Genomic DNA, 15027 nt, shown 5'->3' on the forward strand with positions numbered 1-15027 from the left:
CCCCTGCTGTCTCCCGAGCGGCGCTTGTCAGCCCTGCCGGGCAGCGCCGTCCGGCCACACCACATCGACGGGCAAGCCCGCTTCGCGGGCCTCCAGGACAGTGTCCGCGGTCCCGCCGCCCTTACCGTTCGGGGGCTCGCCGTTCCACACGGCGACGAGGCGGTCGGCGCGCTTCAGAAGGGTCCGGTTGGCGTCCTCGTAGGCCGAGCGGTTCGCGGTCTCGTGCTCCAGCACCACGACTTAGGCTGCGGCGTCGATGAGCCTTTCGAAGGTCTCTTCGTGGTCGGGCTTGACCTTGTTCTGCCGGTAGTCCTTCGACGGAATGACCACGACCGGACGGCCACCGAGTTCGACGACGACCTCAGCGAAGATCGAGTCGGAGCCTTTCGCGATGCAGGAGACACCGGTCAGGCCGCTGGCATACGGCTTCAGCGTCTCCCGCAGCGCGGCACGCACGAGGGGCACGCTGCTGTCGGTCAGGTCCATGTGCCCGGTCACGGCGATCGTGGTCACTTTGCTCCTTCAACTCGACAGGACGTCGCGAATCCTTGCCCGGGCTTCGCCGACCGTACGCGATGCACAGCGCCCCACCGTGTACGGGTACAGCTGACCGAGTTGGGCGCGGACCCGACTCGACCTGGTGCGGGAGGCGGCGTCGACTGCCCGGTGGGTGTGGTCGACCGCGCCGGTCACGTCCCCCATCAGGAAGCCGGGCGGCGTCATCCTTGCCACGCTCGGCGGCTGGCTCTACTCCTCGGAGCTGGCCCGGCTGACCGTCGGCCATGACGGAGTGGCCCACGGCCAGTTCCTCGGTGCGCAGGTCTCCTTCATGCTCGCCCGCCCACAGCTCCCACCCCCGCTCGGCATGCTCCCCGACTTCGACACCGGCCAGGAGCGGACGACGCCGGTCGGTGCTGATGTCCTGGACGACTGGGTCGCGCGGTTCGTCGCGCAGCTGGCAGCCCCGCGCGCGCAGCGCCTCAGCCTGACGATCGCCGGCAGCACCCAGCACGTCCTGGTCGATGTGGAGGTCGGCGCCTGGGCAGCCCTCGCCCAGGACGGTGAGCACTGGATCGTCCGCCAGGGCGGGCCGGTGCGGCTGTGGGACGCCGTCGAGGACCACGTGCTGCGGTGGCGGGCGAACGGCTCCCCGGCCCTGGACCGCTTCCAGATCACCGTCACCCCCGAGGCGCAGAGGGTGACCTGGTATGCCGCGCGTGGTCCGACTCACACCCCTCCGTATCCCGCCGGCGGCCGTGATCGTCCATGATGAGCGGATGCTCAGGTTCATGCCCGTCGGTGACTCCATGACGATCGGAAGCGCGGGCGAACACACGTGGCGCTACCGGATGTGGCAGCACCTGTGCCGTTCCTACGGCGGCCCCTTCACCCTCGTCGGCCCCCGCGAGACGCTCTACGACAAGCTGGCCGAGGCCCCGACGTCGTACACCTACGCCGAACCGGACTTCCCGCGCGCCCACCTGGCCGGCTGGGGCGAGGGCTGGCTGCACATGGCGCCGCTGATCGGCGACGCGGTGCGCTCCTGCCGGGCGGACGTCCTCCTGGTCTCCCTGGGCCTGATCGACCTGGGCTTCTACACGAACGCGGAGCAGACCGCCGAGAACGTCCGGGCGTTCGCGGCGGAGGCACGGGCCGCGAACCGGCGGGTGCGGATGGTGTGGCTGCCGGTCACCCCGAACGTGCGGGCCGCGACAGACCCGGCCTTCGCCACCGAGGTCGCCCGCTTCAACGAACTGCTGGCCAAGACGGCCGCCGACCTCGACGAGCCCGGCTCGCCCGTCCTCTTCGCCTCGCCCCCGCCGTCGTACGACGTCGACACCGACACCTACGACGGCACCCACCCCGGCCCGAGCGGCGAGCACAAGATCGCGGCGGCTTTCGCGGAGGCGATGCACCAGGGCTGGGACCTGGGCGGGCCCTACGAGGAGTAGTTCTCCTCGATCATCAGCGCCAGGCGCTCCGCACACGCCCGGACGTCCAGGTCGTCCCACCCTTCCTGCTCTTCCCCGAGGTAGACGGCCCGGGCGTGGGCGAGGACCGGCCGGTGCGCGGCGGGGAGCCGCTCGATCGCCCAGGCGGCCGCGGCGTCCTTCGACCGGATGCCGCCGGTTACCAGGGTGCTCCACACCCGGGCGAGGGTGAGCAGCACGTTGCGCGTGTCCGTCTCCAGCTCGCCCATGAGCTCCGGCACCCCCGCGACGATCGCCCGCCTGAGGTCGGCCGCCGGAACGGGATCGAGCAGCTCGGCGGGACGGGGGCCGTACAGCGGGGCGTCGGCGAGCAGCACCATGGTGAGGACGGGGGCGAGGTCGGGGCTGGGCCCAGGCGCCGGGACCACTCCCCGCTCGAAGTCCTCCCGCAGCCACTCCCCGTAGAGGAAGTCGCAGGTCGGCGGGTACCGCCAGGGCCGTACGGCGTCCCGCACGACGATCGTCATCTCCACGGGCCGCCGCCCCCGGCCGGACACCTCGAGCAACTCCTCGACCAGCACCCGGCGTTGCCCGTGCGTCGTGGGCTCGCGCACCACGGCCAGCACATCCACGTCACTGTGCGGCCGCAGCCCCCCGAGCGTGGCGGAACCGTGCGCGTAGACGCCGAGGACGGAGTCGCCGAGGGCGGCGCGGAGCAACCGCACGAGGTGATCGGTGCCGGGCTCTGGCATCTGCGGGTCCCTTCGTGTCGCCGGTGTCGGCGATGTCGACGGAGGCGTCGGAGTCCGCGGAGTCGGCGAAGTCCACGGTGTCCGCGGAGTACAGGCTGCCACCCGATTCGTACCGCGTGCCCTCCCCCGGCCCGACGGCAGTTTCACCCCCACGTGGGGTTTGCCCACCGCCCGTGCCCGTCCCCTCCGTTCCCGCCCTACGGTCCCCTCCATGGCGACACAACCAACGGTCGAGGAACTGGCCCGGCGGGTGGCGGACGGACCGCGCGGGGAGTTCCGCAGCCGGCTGCGCGAGGAGTTGCTCCGGCAGCCCGTCGAGTGGCTGGCGGAGCAACTCCTCGCCCGCCTCCCCGACGACCCGTCCCTACCGGGCCCGCGCCCCTCGCGGGAGCCCCGGCCGGCGGAGTCCGACGAGGACCGCTCCGGGCGTCTGCACCGCATCCGCTCCTGGCAGTTGGACCACGCGGCACTCGACGAGCGCGTCACCCGCCTCACGTCCTGGACCCGCGACCGCCTGGAGGCCGAGGGCCTGCTCCGCACCCCGCCTCCCAAGGGCGGCCCCCTCATCGCCCCGTCCCACCGCTCCCCCGCCGGCGAGGACCTCCTGCGCGAGGCCAAGGACCTCCTCTACGCCCTGCTGTTCGGCGAACCGGCGGACGGCGTCGTCCTCGACCGCGTCGCACGCGAACTGCTCACCCTCACCCTGCCCCGCGACAAGGCCCACACCGTCGCCTTCATGCTGCGCGCCGCCACCGAGATCGGCGCCGTCGGCACCTGGCAGGACCCGGCGGGCCGGGCGAACGACGAACGGGCCCCGAACCTGCTGTTCCAGATCGAGTACGGCGAGGTCGCCGGCGAACTGGTGGGACGCGGCATCACGGCGTGCCTGCGCCTGGTCAACGACCTGGAGGTCAACGAGCAGGTGCTGTACGGCCGTATGGAGAACGTGGAGGAAAGCACGCTCGCATAGGGACGTGCTTGCTTCGAGCGCACTTCAAGACGTTGGCTTGGGCAGCATGGAGTACACGCAGCTCGGACGCACGGGACTCAAGGTCAGCCGGCTCGTCCTCGGCACCATGAACTTCGGCCCGCAGACCGACGAGGCCGACAGCCACGCCATCATGGACGCGGCGCTGGACGCGGGCATCAACTTCTTCGACACCGCCAACGTGTACGGCTGGGGCGAGAACAAGGGCCGTACCGAGAGCATCATCGGCAACTGGTTCGCCAAGGGCGAGGGCCGGCGCGACAAGGTCGTCCTCGCCACGAAGGTGTACGGCAACATGGGCGCCGACGGCCCGGCCTGGCCGAACCACGACAAGCTCTCCGCCCTCAACATCCGCCGGGCCGTGGACGCCAGCCTGAAGCGGCTCCAGACCGACTACATCGACGTCTACCAGTTCCACCACATCGACCGGGACACCCCGTTCGAGGAGATCTGGCAGGCGATCGACGTCCTGGTCCAGCAGGGCAAGATCCTCTACGTCGGGTCGTCGAACTTCCCCGGCTACAAGATCGCCCAGGCCAACGAGACCGCCGCCCGGCGGGGCGGGACCATCGGGCTGGTCAGCGAGCAGTGCCTGTACAACCTCGCCGAGCGACGCGCCGAGATGGAGGTGATCCCGGCCGCGCGGGAGTACGGCCTCGGTGTCATCCCCTGGTCGCCGCTGCACGGCGGTCTGCTGGGCGGTGTCCTCAAGAAGGAGGTCGAGGGCAAGCGCCGCGCCTCCGGCCGCGCCGCCGACGCGCTCGCCGACCCGGCGACCCGCGCGCAGCTCCAGTCCTACGAGGACCTGCTCGACAAGCACGGGGTCGAGCCCGGCGAGGCCGCCCTGGCCTGGCTGCTCACCCGCCCCGGCGTGACCGGCCCGATCGTCGGCCCGCGCACGGCCGAACAGCTGGCCTCGGCCGTACGGGCCTCCGAGCTGGAGCTGTCCGAGGAGCTCCTGACGGGCCTGGACGAGATCTTCCCGGGCCCGGGCCCGAGCCCGGAGGCGTTCGCCTGGTGAACGCCCCGTGAGGGGCGCGGGGCTGGTCCGATGTGCGGCTCCGCCGCGTGGGCGCGACCAGCCCCCACCGGCCCGCGGCCGACGAACAGCCGTCCGCGGTTCCCCCGCCGTCCTACCTGCCCAGCACGGAGGCCAGGGCCACGACGAGAAACATCAGCACAAGCACACCGGCCATGATCCGGTTCCGGGTTTTCGGGTCCACGCCCCGAGCCTAACCGGCACCCCCGAGCGCCCAGCGCCCGACCGCCTCGTACCGGGGCTGCTCCCCCGGAACCCCCGAGGTCGGCAGGTTGCTCCGCACCAGCACCAGCTCGTCCACGGTCCAGGTCCGGCTCGCGAACGCGTTCAGCGCGTCGAGGCAGGCCCGCACATCACGCGTCTCCCGGCTCCGGGCCACGGTCACGTGGGCCTTGTACCGCCGGTGCTCCCCCATCGGCACCCCCGCCTTCCGCGCCGCCGCCTCAGCCCGCTCGGCCAGCAGCCGCAGGGTCGCCAGGTCGCCTTCGGCCCCGGCCCACAGCGCCTTGCCGTGCCCGAACTGGCCGCCGCCCCGCACGGCGAGCGGAAAGGGCGGGGTGCGGTGCGCGGCCCGCTCCAGCCGGGCCGACAGCTCCGGCACGAGCCCGTCGTCGACCTCCCCGTAGAAGGCGAGCGTGAAGTGCCACCCGGCCCGGCCGGTCCACCGCATCCCGTCCGCGCCGGGCAGCCCGCGCAACGCGTCGACCACGGCACCGAGTTCACGACGCACCTCGTCGGGGGGCAGCACGGCGGCGAAGAGTCTCATGGACCCAGCCTGGCACCATGAGGCCATGGAGATCACCATCAGGGACGGCGGTCCCGACGACATTCCCGCGATACTCGGCATGCTCGACAGCTGTGTGGAGTGGCTCGTCGCGCAGGGGCGCACCGGGCAGTGGGGGACGAAGCCCTTGTCGCAGAGCACGAAGACGGTGGAGTCGGTCGGCCGGTACATGGCCGAGGGCAGCGTGTACATGGCCGAGGTCGACGGCGTCCCCGCCGCCACCCTCACCCTCACCGACGCGCCCGGCGCCTACCTGGCCCACCTCGCGCCGGCCGGGGAGCCCGAGCGCTACATCCACTGGCTGGCCTCCGACCGCCGCTTCAAGGGGCACGGCCTGGGCGGCGCCCTGCTCGACCACGCCGCGGAGGAGACCCGCCGGGCCGGGGTGTCCCTCCTCCGCGTCGACTGCTACGCCGGAGACGACGGCAAGCTCGTCCGCTACTACGAGTCCAACGGCTTCACCCGCGTCGAGTCCTTCACGGTCGGCGAGAACCACTGGCCCGGCCAGCTGCTGGCCCGGAGGGTGTAGGCAGGCCGCCCGGCCCCAGCCCGGCGCCCCCCCATACCCTCCTTACGCCCCTACGCGGCAGGAGCCAGTTCCTCCTGCTGCTCGCGCGGCACGAACCGCACCCGGGGGTGCCCGCGGTGCCAGCCGATCGACAGGCGGAGGTTGCCCACCCGGGCCAGGATCAGGCCGATCACGGCCGCGGCGAGGACCGCCACCGCGCCGCCGGCCGCCAGGCCGATCCGCGCGCCGTAGGTGTCGGTGATCCAGCCCACGATCGGGGCGCCGACCGGGGAGCCGCCGAGGAAGACCATCATGTAGAGGGCCATGACACGGCCGCGCATGGCCGGCTCGGTGGACATCTGGATGCTGGTGTTCGTCGTGACGTTGACCGTCATCCCGAACAGGCCCAGCGGGACCATCAGCAGGGCGAAGACCCACAGGGTGGGGATCGTCGCGGCCAGTATCTCCAGCGCGCCGAAGGCCATCGCCGCCACGATCAGCAGCCGCAGCCGGGCCGTGCCCCGCCGCGCGGCGAGCAGCGCGCCCGCGACCGAGCCGACCGCCATCAGCGTGTTGAACATGCTGTACGCGCCGGCGCCCGCGTGGAACACGTCGTCCGCGAAGGCCGAGAGGTAGACGGGGAAGTTGAAGGCGAACGTGCCGACGAAGCCGACGAGCACGATCGGCCAGATCAGCTCCGGACGGCCGGTGACATACCGCACGCCTTCCCTCAGCTGACCCTTGCCGCGCGGGGCGCGCTCGACGACGTGCAGCTCGCGGGCGCGCATCAGCAGCAGGCCGGTGAGCGGCGCGATGAACGACAGGCCGTTGAAGAGGAAGGCGTAACCCGTGCCGACGCCGGTGATCAGAATGCCCGCGACGGCGGGGCCGACCAGGCGGGCCGACTGGAAGTTCGCCGAGTTCAGGCTGACCGCGTTCTGGAGCTGGCCGGGACCGACCAGTTCGGAGACGAAGGACTGCCGGGCCGGGTTGTCGACGACGGTCGCGAGACCGACCGCGAAGGCGGCGACGTACACGTGCCACACCTGGACATGGCCGGTGAGGACGGCGACGGCGAGGGCGAGGGCGGTGAGGGCCATCGACGACTGCGTGACCAGCAGCGTGGGCCGCTTGCGCAGCCGGTCGACGAGGACACCGCCGTAGAGGCCGAAGAGCAGCATCGGCAGGAACTGCAGGGCGGTCGTTATGCCGACGGCGGCGGAGGAGCCGGTGAGGCTGAGGACCAGCCAGTCCTGGGCGATGCGCTGCATCCAGGTGCCGATGTTGGAGACGACCTGCCCCATGAAGAAGAGGCGGTAGTTCCGCACCTTCAGGGAGGAGAACATCGAGGACTTGCGGGCGGGTCGGCCGGCGGGTGCGTCGGAGGCGGGCGGGGAGTCGTGGGGATCAGGTGCGGGGACGGAAGCTGCTCCGGGTCCCGAACTCAAAGGGTTCGCCTCCTCTTTCCATTGCTCGTTCGCCTCCGGGGCGCTGGAGCCGCTGTCGGGGAGCCGATCGTGCTCGCCCCTTCGGGCCTCCGCGCGTTCGGCTCCTCGACAGCGGCGCGCCCCTACGGCTCACTCGCAGCGACGTACGGCTTACAGATGCGCGAGCTTCTCCAGTACGGGGGCGGCGGCGCGGAGTTTCGCCCACTCGTCCTCGTCGAGGTTTTCCACCAGAGAGGCCAGAAATGCGTTCCGCTTGGCGCGGCTCTCCGCGAGCATCGTCTCGGCCTGCTCGGTACGCGTGACGACCTTCTGGCGCCGGTCCTCGGGGTGCGGCTCCAGCCGGACCAGCCCCTTGGCCTCCAGCAGCGCCACGATGCGGGTCATCGACGGCGGCTGCACGTGCTCCTTGCGGGCGAGTTCGCCCGGGGTGGCCCTGCCGCACAGGGACAGGGTGCCCAGCACCGACATCTCGGTGGGGCTGAGCGACTCGTCGACCCGCTGGTGCTTGAGCCGACGGGAGAGCCGCATCACGGCGGAGCGGAGGGCGTTCACGGCGGCTACGTCGTCGCCATGGTTGAGATCCGGCATGTTCTTTAGCTTAACTCATTACTCTCGCTAAAGACCAGCGCGAACGCGCCGGAGCGGCCGTGACGCCCGCCACTGAACCGTGACATCACTCATATGGGTGATCCGATGGCGGAACGCGACACACCGTACCGAAGGGTGCCGCGACCCTCATGGTCATGGGGACCAGTGTGCTCAGCCTACGAATAGACCACGACCTGCTGGAACGGCTCCGGCACCATGCCGCGAAGCGGGGAATGAGCGTCCAGGACTACGTCGTCCGGACGCTCGTTCGAGATGACTTCGACGAACGGTTCCAGACGGCCGTCGAGGAGACGGAGAGGTTCTACGGGTCACCCGATTCGGGCGACGAGGATCAGGTCAGACCCAGCGCCGGCATCAGGTAGTAGAACGCGAACACAGCCGCCACCACGTACATCGCCGTCGGCACCTCCCGGCCCCGCCCGGCCGCGAGACGCAGCACCACGAAGGTGATGAAGCCCATGCCGATGCCGTTGGTGATCGAGTAGGTGAACGGCATCATCAGCATCGTCACGAAGGCCGGGATGGCGATCGTGTGGTCGGCCCAGTCGATCTCCCTGACCGAGCCGGCCAGGATCAGGAAGCCGACCGCGACCAGCGCCGGGGTGGCCGCCTGGGACGGCACCATCGTGGCGACCGGCGTCAGGAAGAGGGCCACGGCGAAGAGACCGCCGGTGACGACGTTCGCGAGACCGGTCCGAGCACCCTCGCCGACACCGGCGGTGGACTCGACGAAAGCGGTCGTCGCGGACGAGGAACTGGCACCGCCGGCGGCGACCGCGAGACCGTCGACGAACAGCACCTTGTTGATGCCGGGCATCTGCCCCTCGCCGTCGGTCAGCTTGGCCTCGTCGGAGACGCCCATGATCGTGCCCATCGCGTCGAAGAAGCACGACAGCAGCACGGTGAAGACGAACAGCACGCCGGTCAGCATGCCGACCTTGTCGAAGCCGCCGAACAGGCTGACCTGGCCGATCAGCCCGAAGTCGGGGCTGGCGACGGGGTTGCCGGGCCACTTGGGCGTGGTCAGCCCCCAGCTCGGCACCTTGGCCACCGCGTCGATGACGACCGCGACGACCGTCATGGCGACGATCGAGATCAGGATCGCGCCGGAGACCTTGCGCACGATCAGCGCCAGGGTCAGCAGGACCCCCAGCACGAAGACCAGCACGGGCCAGCCGTTCAGATGCCCGTCGCCGCCGAGCTGGAGCGGCACGGTGGTCTGGGCGGCGTCCGGGATCCGGGAGACGAAACCGGCGTCGACCAGCCCGATCAGCATGATGAACAGGCCGATCCCGATGGAGATGGCCTTGCGCAGCCCGTAGGGCACGGCGTTCATGACGCGCTCACGCAACCCCGTCGCCACCAGCAGCATGACCACGAACCCGGCGAGCACCACCATGCCCATCGCGTCCGGCCAGGACATGCGGGGGGCGAGCTGGAGGGCGACGACCGAGTTCACGCCGAGTCCTGCGGCGAGCGCGATCGGCACGTTGCCGATGACGCCCATGAGGAGGGTGGTGAACGCGGCCGTCAGAGCCGTCGCGGTGACCAGCTGACCGTTGTCGAGCTGGTGACCGTACATGTCCTTCGCGCTGCCGAGGATGATCGGGTTCAGCACGATGATGTAGGCCATCGCGAAGAAGGTGGCGAGACCGCCGCGGACCTCCCGGGGCAGGGTGCTGCCCCGCTCGGAGATCCGGAAGAAGCGGTCGAGTGCGCCGTACGGCCCGGCTCCCGGCTGTTCAGGGGCGGGGACCTTGGCGGGAGCCGAGGAGGACATGTTTTGGTGGTTCCTACGAAGAGAAGTGGTCAGACACAAACCGTTTCAGTATGAACATATAACGCCCCACTCGGCCATCTCCGCGCGTAGACCTGATCGCCTCGTAAGCTGTCCCCATGGCGAAGTGGACCCCCCGACACGAGGCGCCGGAGCCCCTGGAGGGCCCCGTGGTCGCCACCATCACCGGCGGCACGATCCTGTGGTTCGTCCTCTTCCTCGTCCAGCTCCCCTTCTACGGCTGGTTCGACGACCGCGGCAGCACGTGGTGGGTGTGGACCTGCCTGGCCGGCGGCGGACTCGGCCTGATCGGCGTCTGGTACGTCCGCAAGCGCGACGCAGCGATCAAGCGGGCGGCCGCCCAGGACACCCCCGGCGCCCCCTCCCCGCAGTAGGCCCCGGGGCGACGCACCCGCACCCGCGCACGGTGGCAAGGGGACGTGTCGGGGGGTGTCCGCCCGCAGCGGTTGGCGCGTCAACGAACAGTCAGTCGGCCCGCAAGTCGATCGCGCCGTTCCGAGGACGGACACCCCCCGGCGCGGCCCCGACCCCCCACCCGCGGCAGGCGAAGACGCGCACCCCCACCACCCCACGGCAGGCGCACGCACGCGCACCCCCCCCCACCGCCCGGCAAGACAGCCACCCGCCCCCTCCCTACGCTCGATAAGAGGCGGCGAAAACGCTCGCAACCCGTCGCGCGCGCAGCCGCCCGACCGGCGAGGAGCGCAGCCATGACGACGCAGAACACCGCGGCCGAGGCCGACCGCGCCCTGAAGGCCAAGCACCGGGCGATGTGGGCCCAGGGCGACTACCCGTCCCTGGCCGCCGAGATCATCCCCGCGCTGGGCCCGATCCTGGTCGAGGCGTGCGAGGTACGCGCGGGCCAACGCGTGCTGGACGTCGGCGCCGGCTCCGGCAACGCCGCGATCCCGGCCGCCCTGGCCGGCGCGGACGTGGTCGCCTCCGACCTCACCCCCGAGCTGTTCGAGGCGGGCCGGCGCGCGGCCGAGCAGCAGGGCGCGCGGCTCACCTGGCAGGAGGCCGACGCCGAGGCGCTGCCCTTCGGAGACGCCGAGTTCGACACCGTGCTGTCCTGCGTCGGCGTCATGTTCGCCCCGCACCACGAGCGCGCCGCCGACGAACTCGTCCGGGTCTGCCGGCCGGGCGGCACCATCGGGCTGCTGAGCTGGACGCCCCAGGGGTTCATCGGCCGGATGTTCGCCACGATGAAGCCGTACGCGCCACCGCCCCCGCCGGGCGCCCAGCCGCCCCCGCTGTGGGGCGACGAGGACCATGTGCGCGGCCTCCTCGGCGACCGGGTCACGGACGTGCGCGCCGAGCGCCGGACCGTCCGGGTCGAGCGTTTCGCGACGCCCGAGATGTTCCGCGACTACTTCAAGGAGCGCTACGGCCCGACCATCACGGTCTACAAGAACATCGCCGGCGACCCCGACCGCGTCGCCGCCCTGGACCGCGACCTGGCGGCCCTGGCCCGCGACGCCGACCTCGGGACCGGGCCGGGCGGGACGGTCCTGGACTGGGAGTACCTGCTGCTGACCGCCCGCCGGGCCGGCTGACGGAGGACGGAACGGCACCAGGGTCCGACGACGTACAACTGCCGTACGACCACGGCACGAAGTCCGTCCTTCCCAGGTCGGATCTTCGCCACATTCGGCAGGTGAACCCGCAAATCCGCACGTACCGTCGAATGCATGACGCATCTCGACGCGGGTGCCCGGCCCGACTCCGCGCGGCCGGCGACGGTCACCTCACGCGAGACCGGCCTGACCGGTGCTCAGGTCGCCGAGCGGGTGGAGCGCGGCCAGGTCAACGACGTGCCGGTGCGCAGCAGCCGCTCCACCGTCGACATCGTCCGGGCGAACGTCTTCACCCGCTTCAACGCGATCATCGGCGTGCTGTGGCTGATCATGCTGGTCGTCGCGCCGATCCAGGACAGCCTGTTCGGCTTCGTGATCCTCGCCAACACCGGCATCGGGATCGTCCAGGAGTGGCGGGCGAAGAAGACGCTGGACTCGCTCGCGCTGATCGGCGAGGTCAGACCGACCGTCCGCCGGGACGGTGCCACCGGCCAGGTCAGCACCTCCGAGATCGTCCTCGACGACCTGATCGAGATCGGCCCGGGCGACAAGGTCGTCGTCGACGGCGTCTGCGTCGAGGCCGACGGGCTGGAGATCGACGAGTCGCTGCTCACCGGCGAGGCCGACCCCGTGGTCAAGCGCCCCGGCGACCACGTGATGTCCGGGAGCTTCGTGGTCGCGGGCGGCGGGGCCTTCCAGGCGACCAAGGTCGGCCGGGAGGCGTACGCCGCGCAGCTCGCCGAGGAGGCGTCCCGGTTCACCCTGGTCCACTCCGAGCTGCGCTCCGGCATCTCCACGATCCTCAAGTACGTCACGTGGATGATGGTCCCGACCGCGATCGGCCTGATCATCAGCCAGCTGTTCGTGAAGGAGAACGCCTTCGACGACTCCGTCGCCCGTACGGTCGGCGGCATCGTCCCGATGGTCCCCGAGGGGCTCGTCCTGCTCACGTCGGTCGCCTTCGCCATCGGCGTGATCCGGCTCGGCCGCAAGCAGTGCCTGGTGCAGGAGCTGCCCGCGATCGAGGGGCTGGCCCGCGTCGACACGGTCTGCCTGGACAAGACCGGCACCCTCACCGAGGGGGGCATGGACGTCACGGAGCTGCGGCCCCTCCAGGGCACCGACGAGACGTACGTGCGGACGGTGCTCGGCGCCCTCGGCGAGTCGGACCCGCGGCCGAACGCCTCCCTCAAGGCGATCATCGACACGTACCCGGCCGTGGAGGACTGGCGCTGCACGCAGGCGCTGCCGTTCTCCTCCGCCCGCAAGTACAGCGGCGCCGCGTTCAGCGAGGGTGACGGGCAGAGCAGTACGTGGCTGCTGGGCGCGCCCGACGTGCTGCTGCCCGACGAGGACCCGGCCCTCGCCGAGACCGAGCGGCTGAACGAGCAGGGCCTGAGGGTGCTGCTGCTGGCCCGGGTCGAGCGGGACCTGGAGGATCCGGAGGTGGCGGAGGGGGCGAAGCCCGCCGCCCTGGTGGTGCTGGAGCAGCGGCTGCGGCCGGACGCCGCCGACACGCTGCGCTACTTCGCCGACCAGAACGTGCAGGCCAAGGTCATCTCCGGGGACAACGCGGTGTCGGTCGGCGCGGTCGCCGCGAAGCTGGGGCTGTCCGGGACCACCGTGGACGCGCGGCGGCTGCCCGCCGAGCAGGACGGGATGGCCGAGGCCCTCGACGACGGCACGGTGTTCGGGCGGGTCACCCCGCAGCAGAAGCGGAACATGGTGGGGGCGCTGCAGTCCCGCGGGCACACGGTCGCGATGACCGGCGACGGCGTGAACGACGTCCTCGCGCTGAAGGACGCCGACATCGGTGTCGCGATGGGCTCGGGCTCGGAGGCGACCCGGGCGGTCGCGCAGATCGTGCTGCTGAACAACAGCTTCGCCACGCTGCCGTCGGTGGTGGCCGAGGGGCGCCGGGTCATCGGCAACATCACGCGGGTCGCGACCCTGTTCCTCGTCAAGACGGTGTACTCGGTGCTGCTGGCCGTGCTGGTGGTCTGCTCGCAGGTCGAGTACCCGTTCCTGCCGCGGCACCTGACGCTGCTGTCGACGCTGACGATCGGCGTCCCGGCGTTCTTCCTGGCGCTCGCGCCCAACAAGGAGCGCGCGAAGCCGAACTTCGTGCGGCGGGTCATGCGGTACGCGATCCCGGGCGGGGCCGTGGCCGCGGTGGCGACGTTCGCGACGTATCTGATCGCGCGGCAGCACTACACGGGCGCGGGCGCGCTGGACGCGGAGACCAGTGCGGCGACGCTGACGCTGTTCCTCATCTCGATGTGGGTGCTGGCGATCATCGCCCGGCCCTACACCTGGTGGCGCCTCGCGCTGGTGGCCGCGATGGCCGGGGCGTTCCTGCTGGTGCTGGTCGTGCCGTGGCTGCAGCACTTCTTCGCGTTGAAGCTGGTGGGGATGACGATGCCGTGGATCGCGGTCGGCATCGCGGCGGTGGCGGCGGCCGCCCTGGAGCTCCTGTGGAGGTGGGTGGACCGCCGCTTCCCCGCGTAGCCGGGGCTACTTCACGTCGACGTAGTCGCCGGTGGCGTTGACGGCCGGAGTCGTCGTCGTGCCGGCGAAGCTGAAGCGCCAGTAGCCGTCGTACTGGGCCGTGGCGGTGGCCTTCAGGTTGCCGTAGTTGTCCGAGTACACCGTCTTGATGGTGGTGTACGTGCTGGTGCCCGCCTTGCGGAACTGGAGCTTGACCGGCTGGTTGGTGTAGCCGTGGTAGGCGTTGTCCTCCCAGTTGGCGCGGGACAGCTTGCCGGTGGACGTGATCGTCTTGCCCTTGTAGACGGGCTCGGGGCCGGCGTTCACGGTCAGCTTGGAGTAGCGCTGCACCTTGGTGGAGGCGAGGCCGCCCTGCTCCTTCTCGTCGCCGTTGCTGGTGACGGCGAGGGCACCGGCGCCCCAGGTGCCGGCGTCGGAGTTGTACAGGTCGCCGTCGGCCGGGTGGATGCTGATGACGCCCTTGCAGTTCAGGACGGTCGACGAGGCGGCGGTGCAGGTGGCCGGGTCGTCGCTGATGAAGAGGTTGTCCGCGGTGTCGATCGAGGAACCGTGGTAGATCAGCGGGCCCGTGGCGAAGTTGTCGGAGCTGGTGTCGAGGTCCGCCGCGTGCGTCACGGTGTAGGTGACGGGGAAGCTGACCACGTTCGTGGTGCCGACGACTATGTTCTTGCCGCTGTTGACCTTCATGTCGGAGAAGGTGACGTCGAGGGTCGACGCGGTGGTGCTGCTGCCCGAGTCGGCGTCGGCGGCGGCGGAGCTGAAGGCCGCCTTGCCGGACGGCGCGTCGGCGGCCTGGGCGGCCGGCACGACGAGGGCGGAAAGGGCCAGGGCGCCGGCGACGGCGGCCACGGTGGCTCGCATGTGCATGTGTTCCCCAGGTGGAGAAGTGATCGTGGAGTCTGTTGACTCACGCGATCAGATCCACGAGCCCCCCGGTGGGTTGTAGGGCGCGGTCCGGGTTTTGCCATGTCATCCATGATGTTTGACACGCTCATGGGGCGGGCGGGTCAGGAGCCCGGTGCCCGGACGGCGACCGCCGGCCCCGGCATGGCTCCGGGACCGGCGGTCGTCGTGGTGGGGACGGG

The 15027-nt window shown here is 71.1% G+C and carries 15 protein-coding genes and 1 pseudogene; 9 read left to right on the forward strand and 7 right to left on the reverse strand.

Annotation, left to right across the window (positions count from 1 at the left end; translation table 11 throughout):
- Window positions 1-27: 27 nt before the first annotated feature.
- A pseudogene (locus tag ABZ386_RS25240) lies at window positions 28-513 on the reverse strand (hypothetical protein).
- 157 nt (window positions 514-670) lie between these two features.
- On the opposite strand from ABZ386_RS25240, the gene ABZ386_RS25245 reads away from it, so the two are divergent.
- Together ABZ386_RS25245 and ABZ386_RS25250 are read left to right on the forward strand one after the other, a co-directional pair.
- Window positions 671-1270 (forward strand): hypothetical protein, encoded by a 600-nt coding sequence (locus ABZ386_RS25245; RefSeq protein ID WP_358965920.1) that lies wholly within the window; start codon window positions 671-673, stop codon window positions 1268-1270.
- Between the two features lie 7 nt (window positions 1271-1277).
- Window positions 1278-1952 carry a GDSL-type esterase/lipase family protein gene (locus tag ABZ386_RS25250; protein ID WP_355712731.1) on the forward strand — a complete coding sequence of 225 codons (675 nt, stop codon included), beginning with the start codon at window positions 1278-1280 and terminating at the stop codon, window positions 1950-1952.
- Here ABZ386_RS25250 and ABZ386_RS25255 read toward each other — a convergent pair.
- On the reverse strand, window positions 1940-2683 hold the full coding sequence (locus ABZ386_RS25255; RefSeq protein WP_351338572.1) for an aminoglycoside adenylyltransferase family protein: 744 nt from the start codon (window positions 2681-2683) through the stop codon (window positions 1940-1942). The genes ABZ386_RS25250 and ABZ386_RS25255 overlap by 13 nt on opposite strands.
- Before the next feature lie 211 nt (window positions 2684-2894).
- Here ABZ386_RS25255 and ABZ386_RS25260 point away from each other — a divergent pair, with 211 nt between their 5' ends.
- Window positions 2895-3653, forward strand: a complete 759-nt coding sequence (locus ABZ386_RS25260) for a hypothetical protein (protein ID WP_358965923.1) — start codon at window positions 2895-2897, stop codon at window positions 3651-3653.
- A gap of 46 nt (window positions 3654-3699) precedes the next feature.
- Complete coding sequence (locus ABZ386_RS25265) at window positions 3700-4692, forward strand: aldo/keto reductase (RefSeq protein ID WP_351338567.1); 993 nt, start codon at window positions 3700-3702, stop codon at window positions 4690-4692.
- Between the two features lie 211 nt (window positions 4693-4903).
- Here ABZ386_RS25265 and thpR read toward each other — a convergent pair whose 3' ends face one another.
- The gene (gene thpR, locus ABZ386_RS25270) at window positions 4904-5476 is read right to left on the reverse strand and encodes an RNA 2',3'-cyclic phosphodiesterase (RefSeq protein ID WP_351338564.1); all 573 of its coding nucleotides are present in this window, start codon (window positions 5474-5476) and stop codon (window positions 4904-4906) included.
- A 25-nt stretch (window positions 5477-5501) separates the two neighbouring features.
- Here thpR and ABZ386_RS25275 point away from each other — a divergent pair, with 25 nt between their 5' ends.
- Window positions 5502-6023 (forward strand): GNAT family N-acetyltransferase, encoded by a 522-nt coding sequence (locus ABZ386_RS25275; protein ID WP_351338562.1) that lies wholly within the window; start codon window positions 5502-5504, stop codon window positions 6021-6023.
- A gap of 50 nt (window positions 6024-6073) precedes the next feature.
- On the opposite strand, the gene ABZ386_RS25280 is transcribed toward ABZ386_RS25275, so the two are convergent.
- Entirely contained in the window at window positions 6074-7450 is a 1377-nt protein-coding gene (locus ABZ386_RS25280; RefSeq protein WP_358965925.1) for an MFS transporter, read from the reverse strand.
- 150 nt (window positions 7451-7600) lie between these two features.
- Window positions 7601-8038, reverse strand: a complete 438-nt coding sequence (locus tag ABZ386_RS25285; protein ID WP_114253747.1) for a MarR family transcriptional regulator — start codon at window positions 8036-8038, stop codon at window positions 7601-7603.
- Between the two features lie 149 nt (window positions 8039-8187).
- Here ABZ386_RS25285 and ABZ386_RS25290 point away from each other — a divergent pair, with 149 nt between their 5' ends.
- Window positions 8188-8421: a ribbon-helix-helix protein, CopG family gene (locus tag ABZ386_RS25290; protein ID WP_351338554.1), complete on the forward strand. Its 234-nt coding sequence runs from the start codon at window positions 8188-8190 to the stop codon at window positions 8419-8421.
- On the opposite strand, the gene ABZ386_RS25295 is transcribed toward ABZ386_RS25290, so the two are convergent.
- A complete protein-coding gene (locus ABZ386_RS25295; protein WP_355712748.1) occupies window positions 8391-9839 on the reverse strand; it encodes an NCS2 family permease in 1449 nt (482 codons plus the stop codon). The genes ABZ386_RS25290 and ABZ386_RS25295 overlap by 31 nt on opposite strands.
- A gap of 116 nt (window positions 9840-9955) precedes the next feature.
- On the opposite strand from ABZ386_RS25295, the gene ABZ386_RS25300 reads away from it, so the two are divergent.
- The 3 genes from ABZ386_RS25300 (at window position 9956) to ABZ386_RS25310 (ending at window position 13942) form a co-directional block, all read left to right on the forward strand.
- Window positions 9956-10231 (forward strand): DUF2530 domain-containing protein, encoded by a 276-nt coding sequence (locus ABZ386_RS25300; protein ID WP_356500339.1) that lies wholly within the window; start codon window positions 9956-9958, stop codon window positions 10229-10231.
- A gap of 336 nt (window positions 10232-10567) precedes the next feature.
- Window positions 10568-11413, forward strand: coding sequence for a class I SAM-dependent methyltransferase (locus tag ABZ386_RS25305; protein WP_355712752.1), 846 nt, complete (start codon window positions 10568-10570; stop codon window positions 11411-11413).
- A gap of 135 nt (window positions 11414-11548) precedes the next feature.
- Window positions 11549-13942 (forward strand): HAD-IC family P-type ATPase, encoded by a 2394-nt coding sequence (locus tag ABZ386_RS25310; protein WP_351338544.1) that lies wholly within the window; start codon window positions 11549-11551, stop codon window positions 13940-13942.
- Window positions 13943-13948: 6 nt separating this feature from the next.
- On the opposite strand, the gene ABZ386_RS25315 is transcribed toward ABZ386_RS25310, so the two are convergent.
- Window positions 13949-14809: a hypothetical protein gene (locus ABZ386_RS25315; RefSeq protein ID WP_351338541.1), complete on the reverse strand. Its 861-nt coding sequence runs from the start codon at window positions 14807-14809 to the stop codon at window positions 13949-13951.
- Between the last annotated feature and the right edge of the window lie 218 nt (window positions 14810-15027).

Source organism: Streptomyces sp. NPDC006140, from assembly GCF_040628815.1.
Taxonomy (GTDB): Bacteria; Actinomycetota; Actinomycetes; order Streptomycetales; family Streptomycetaceae; genus Streptomyces.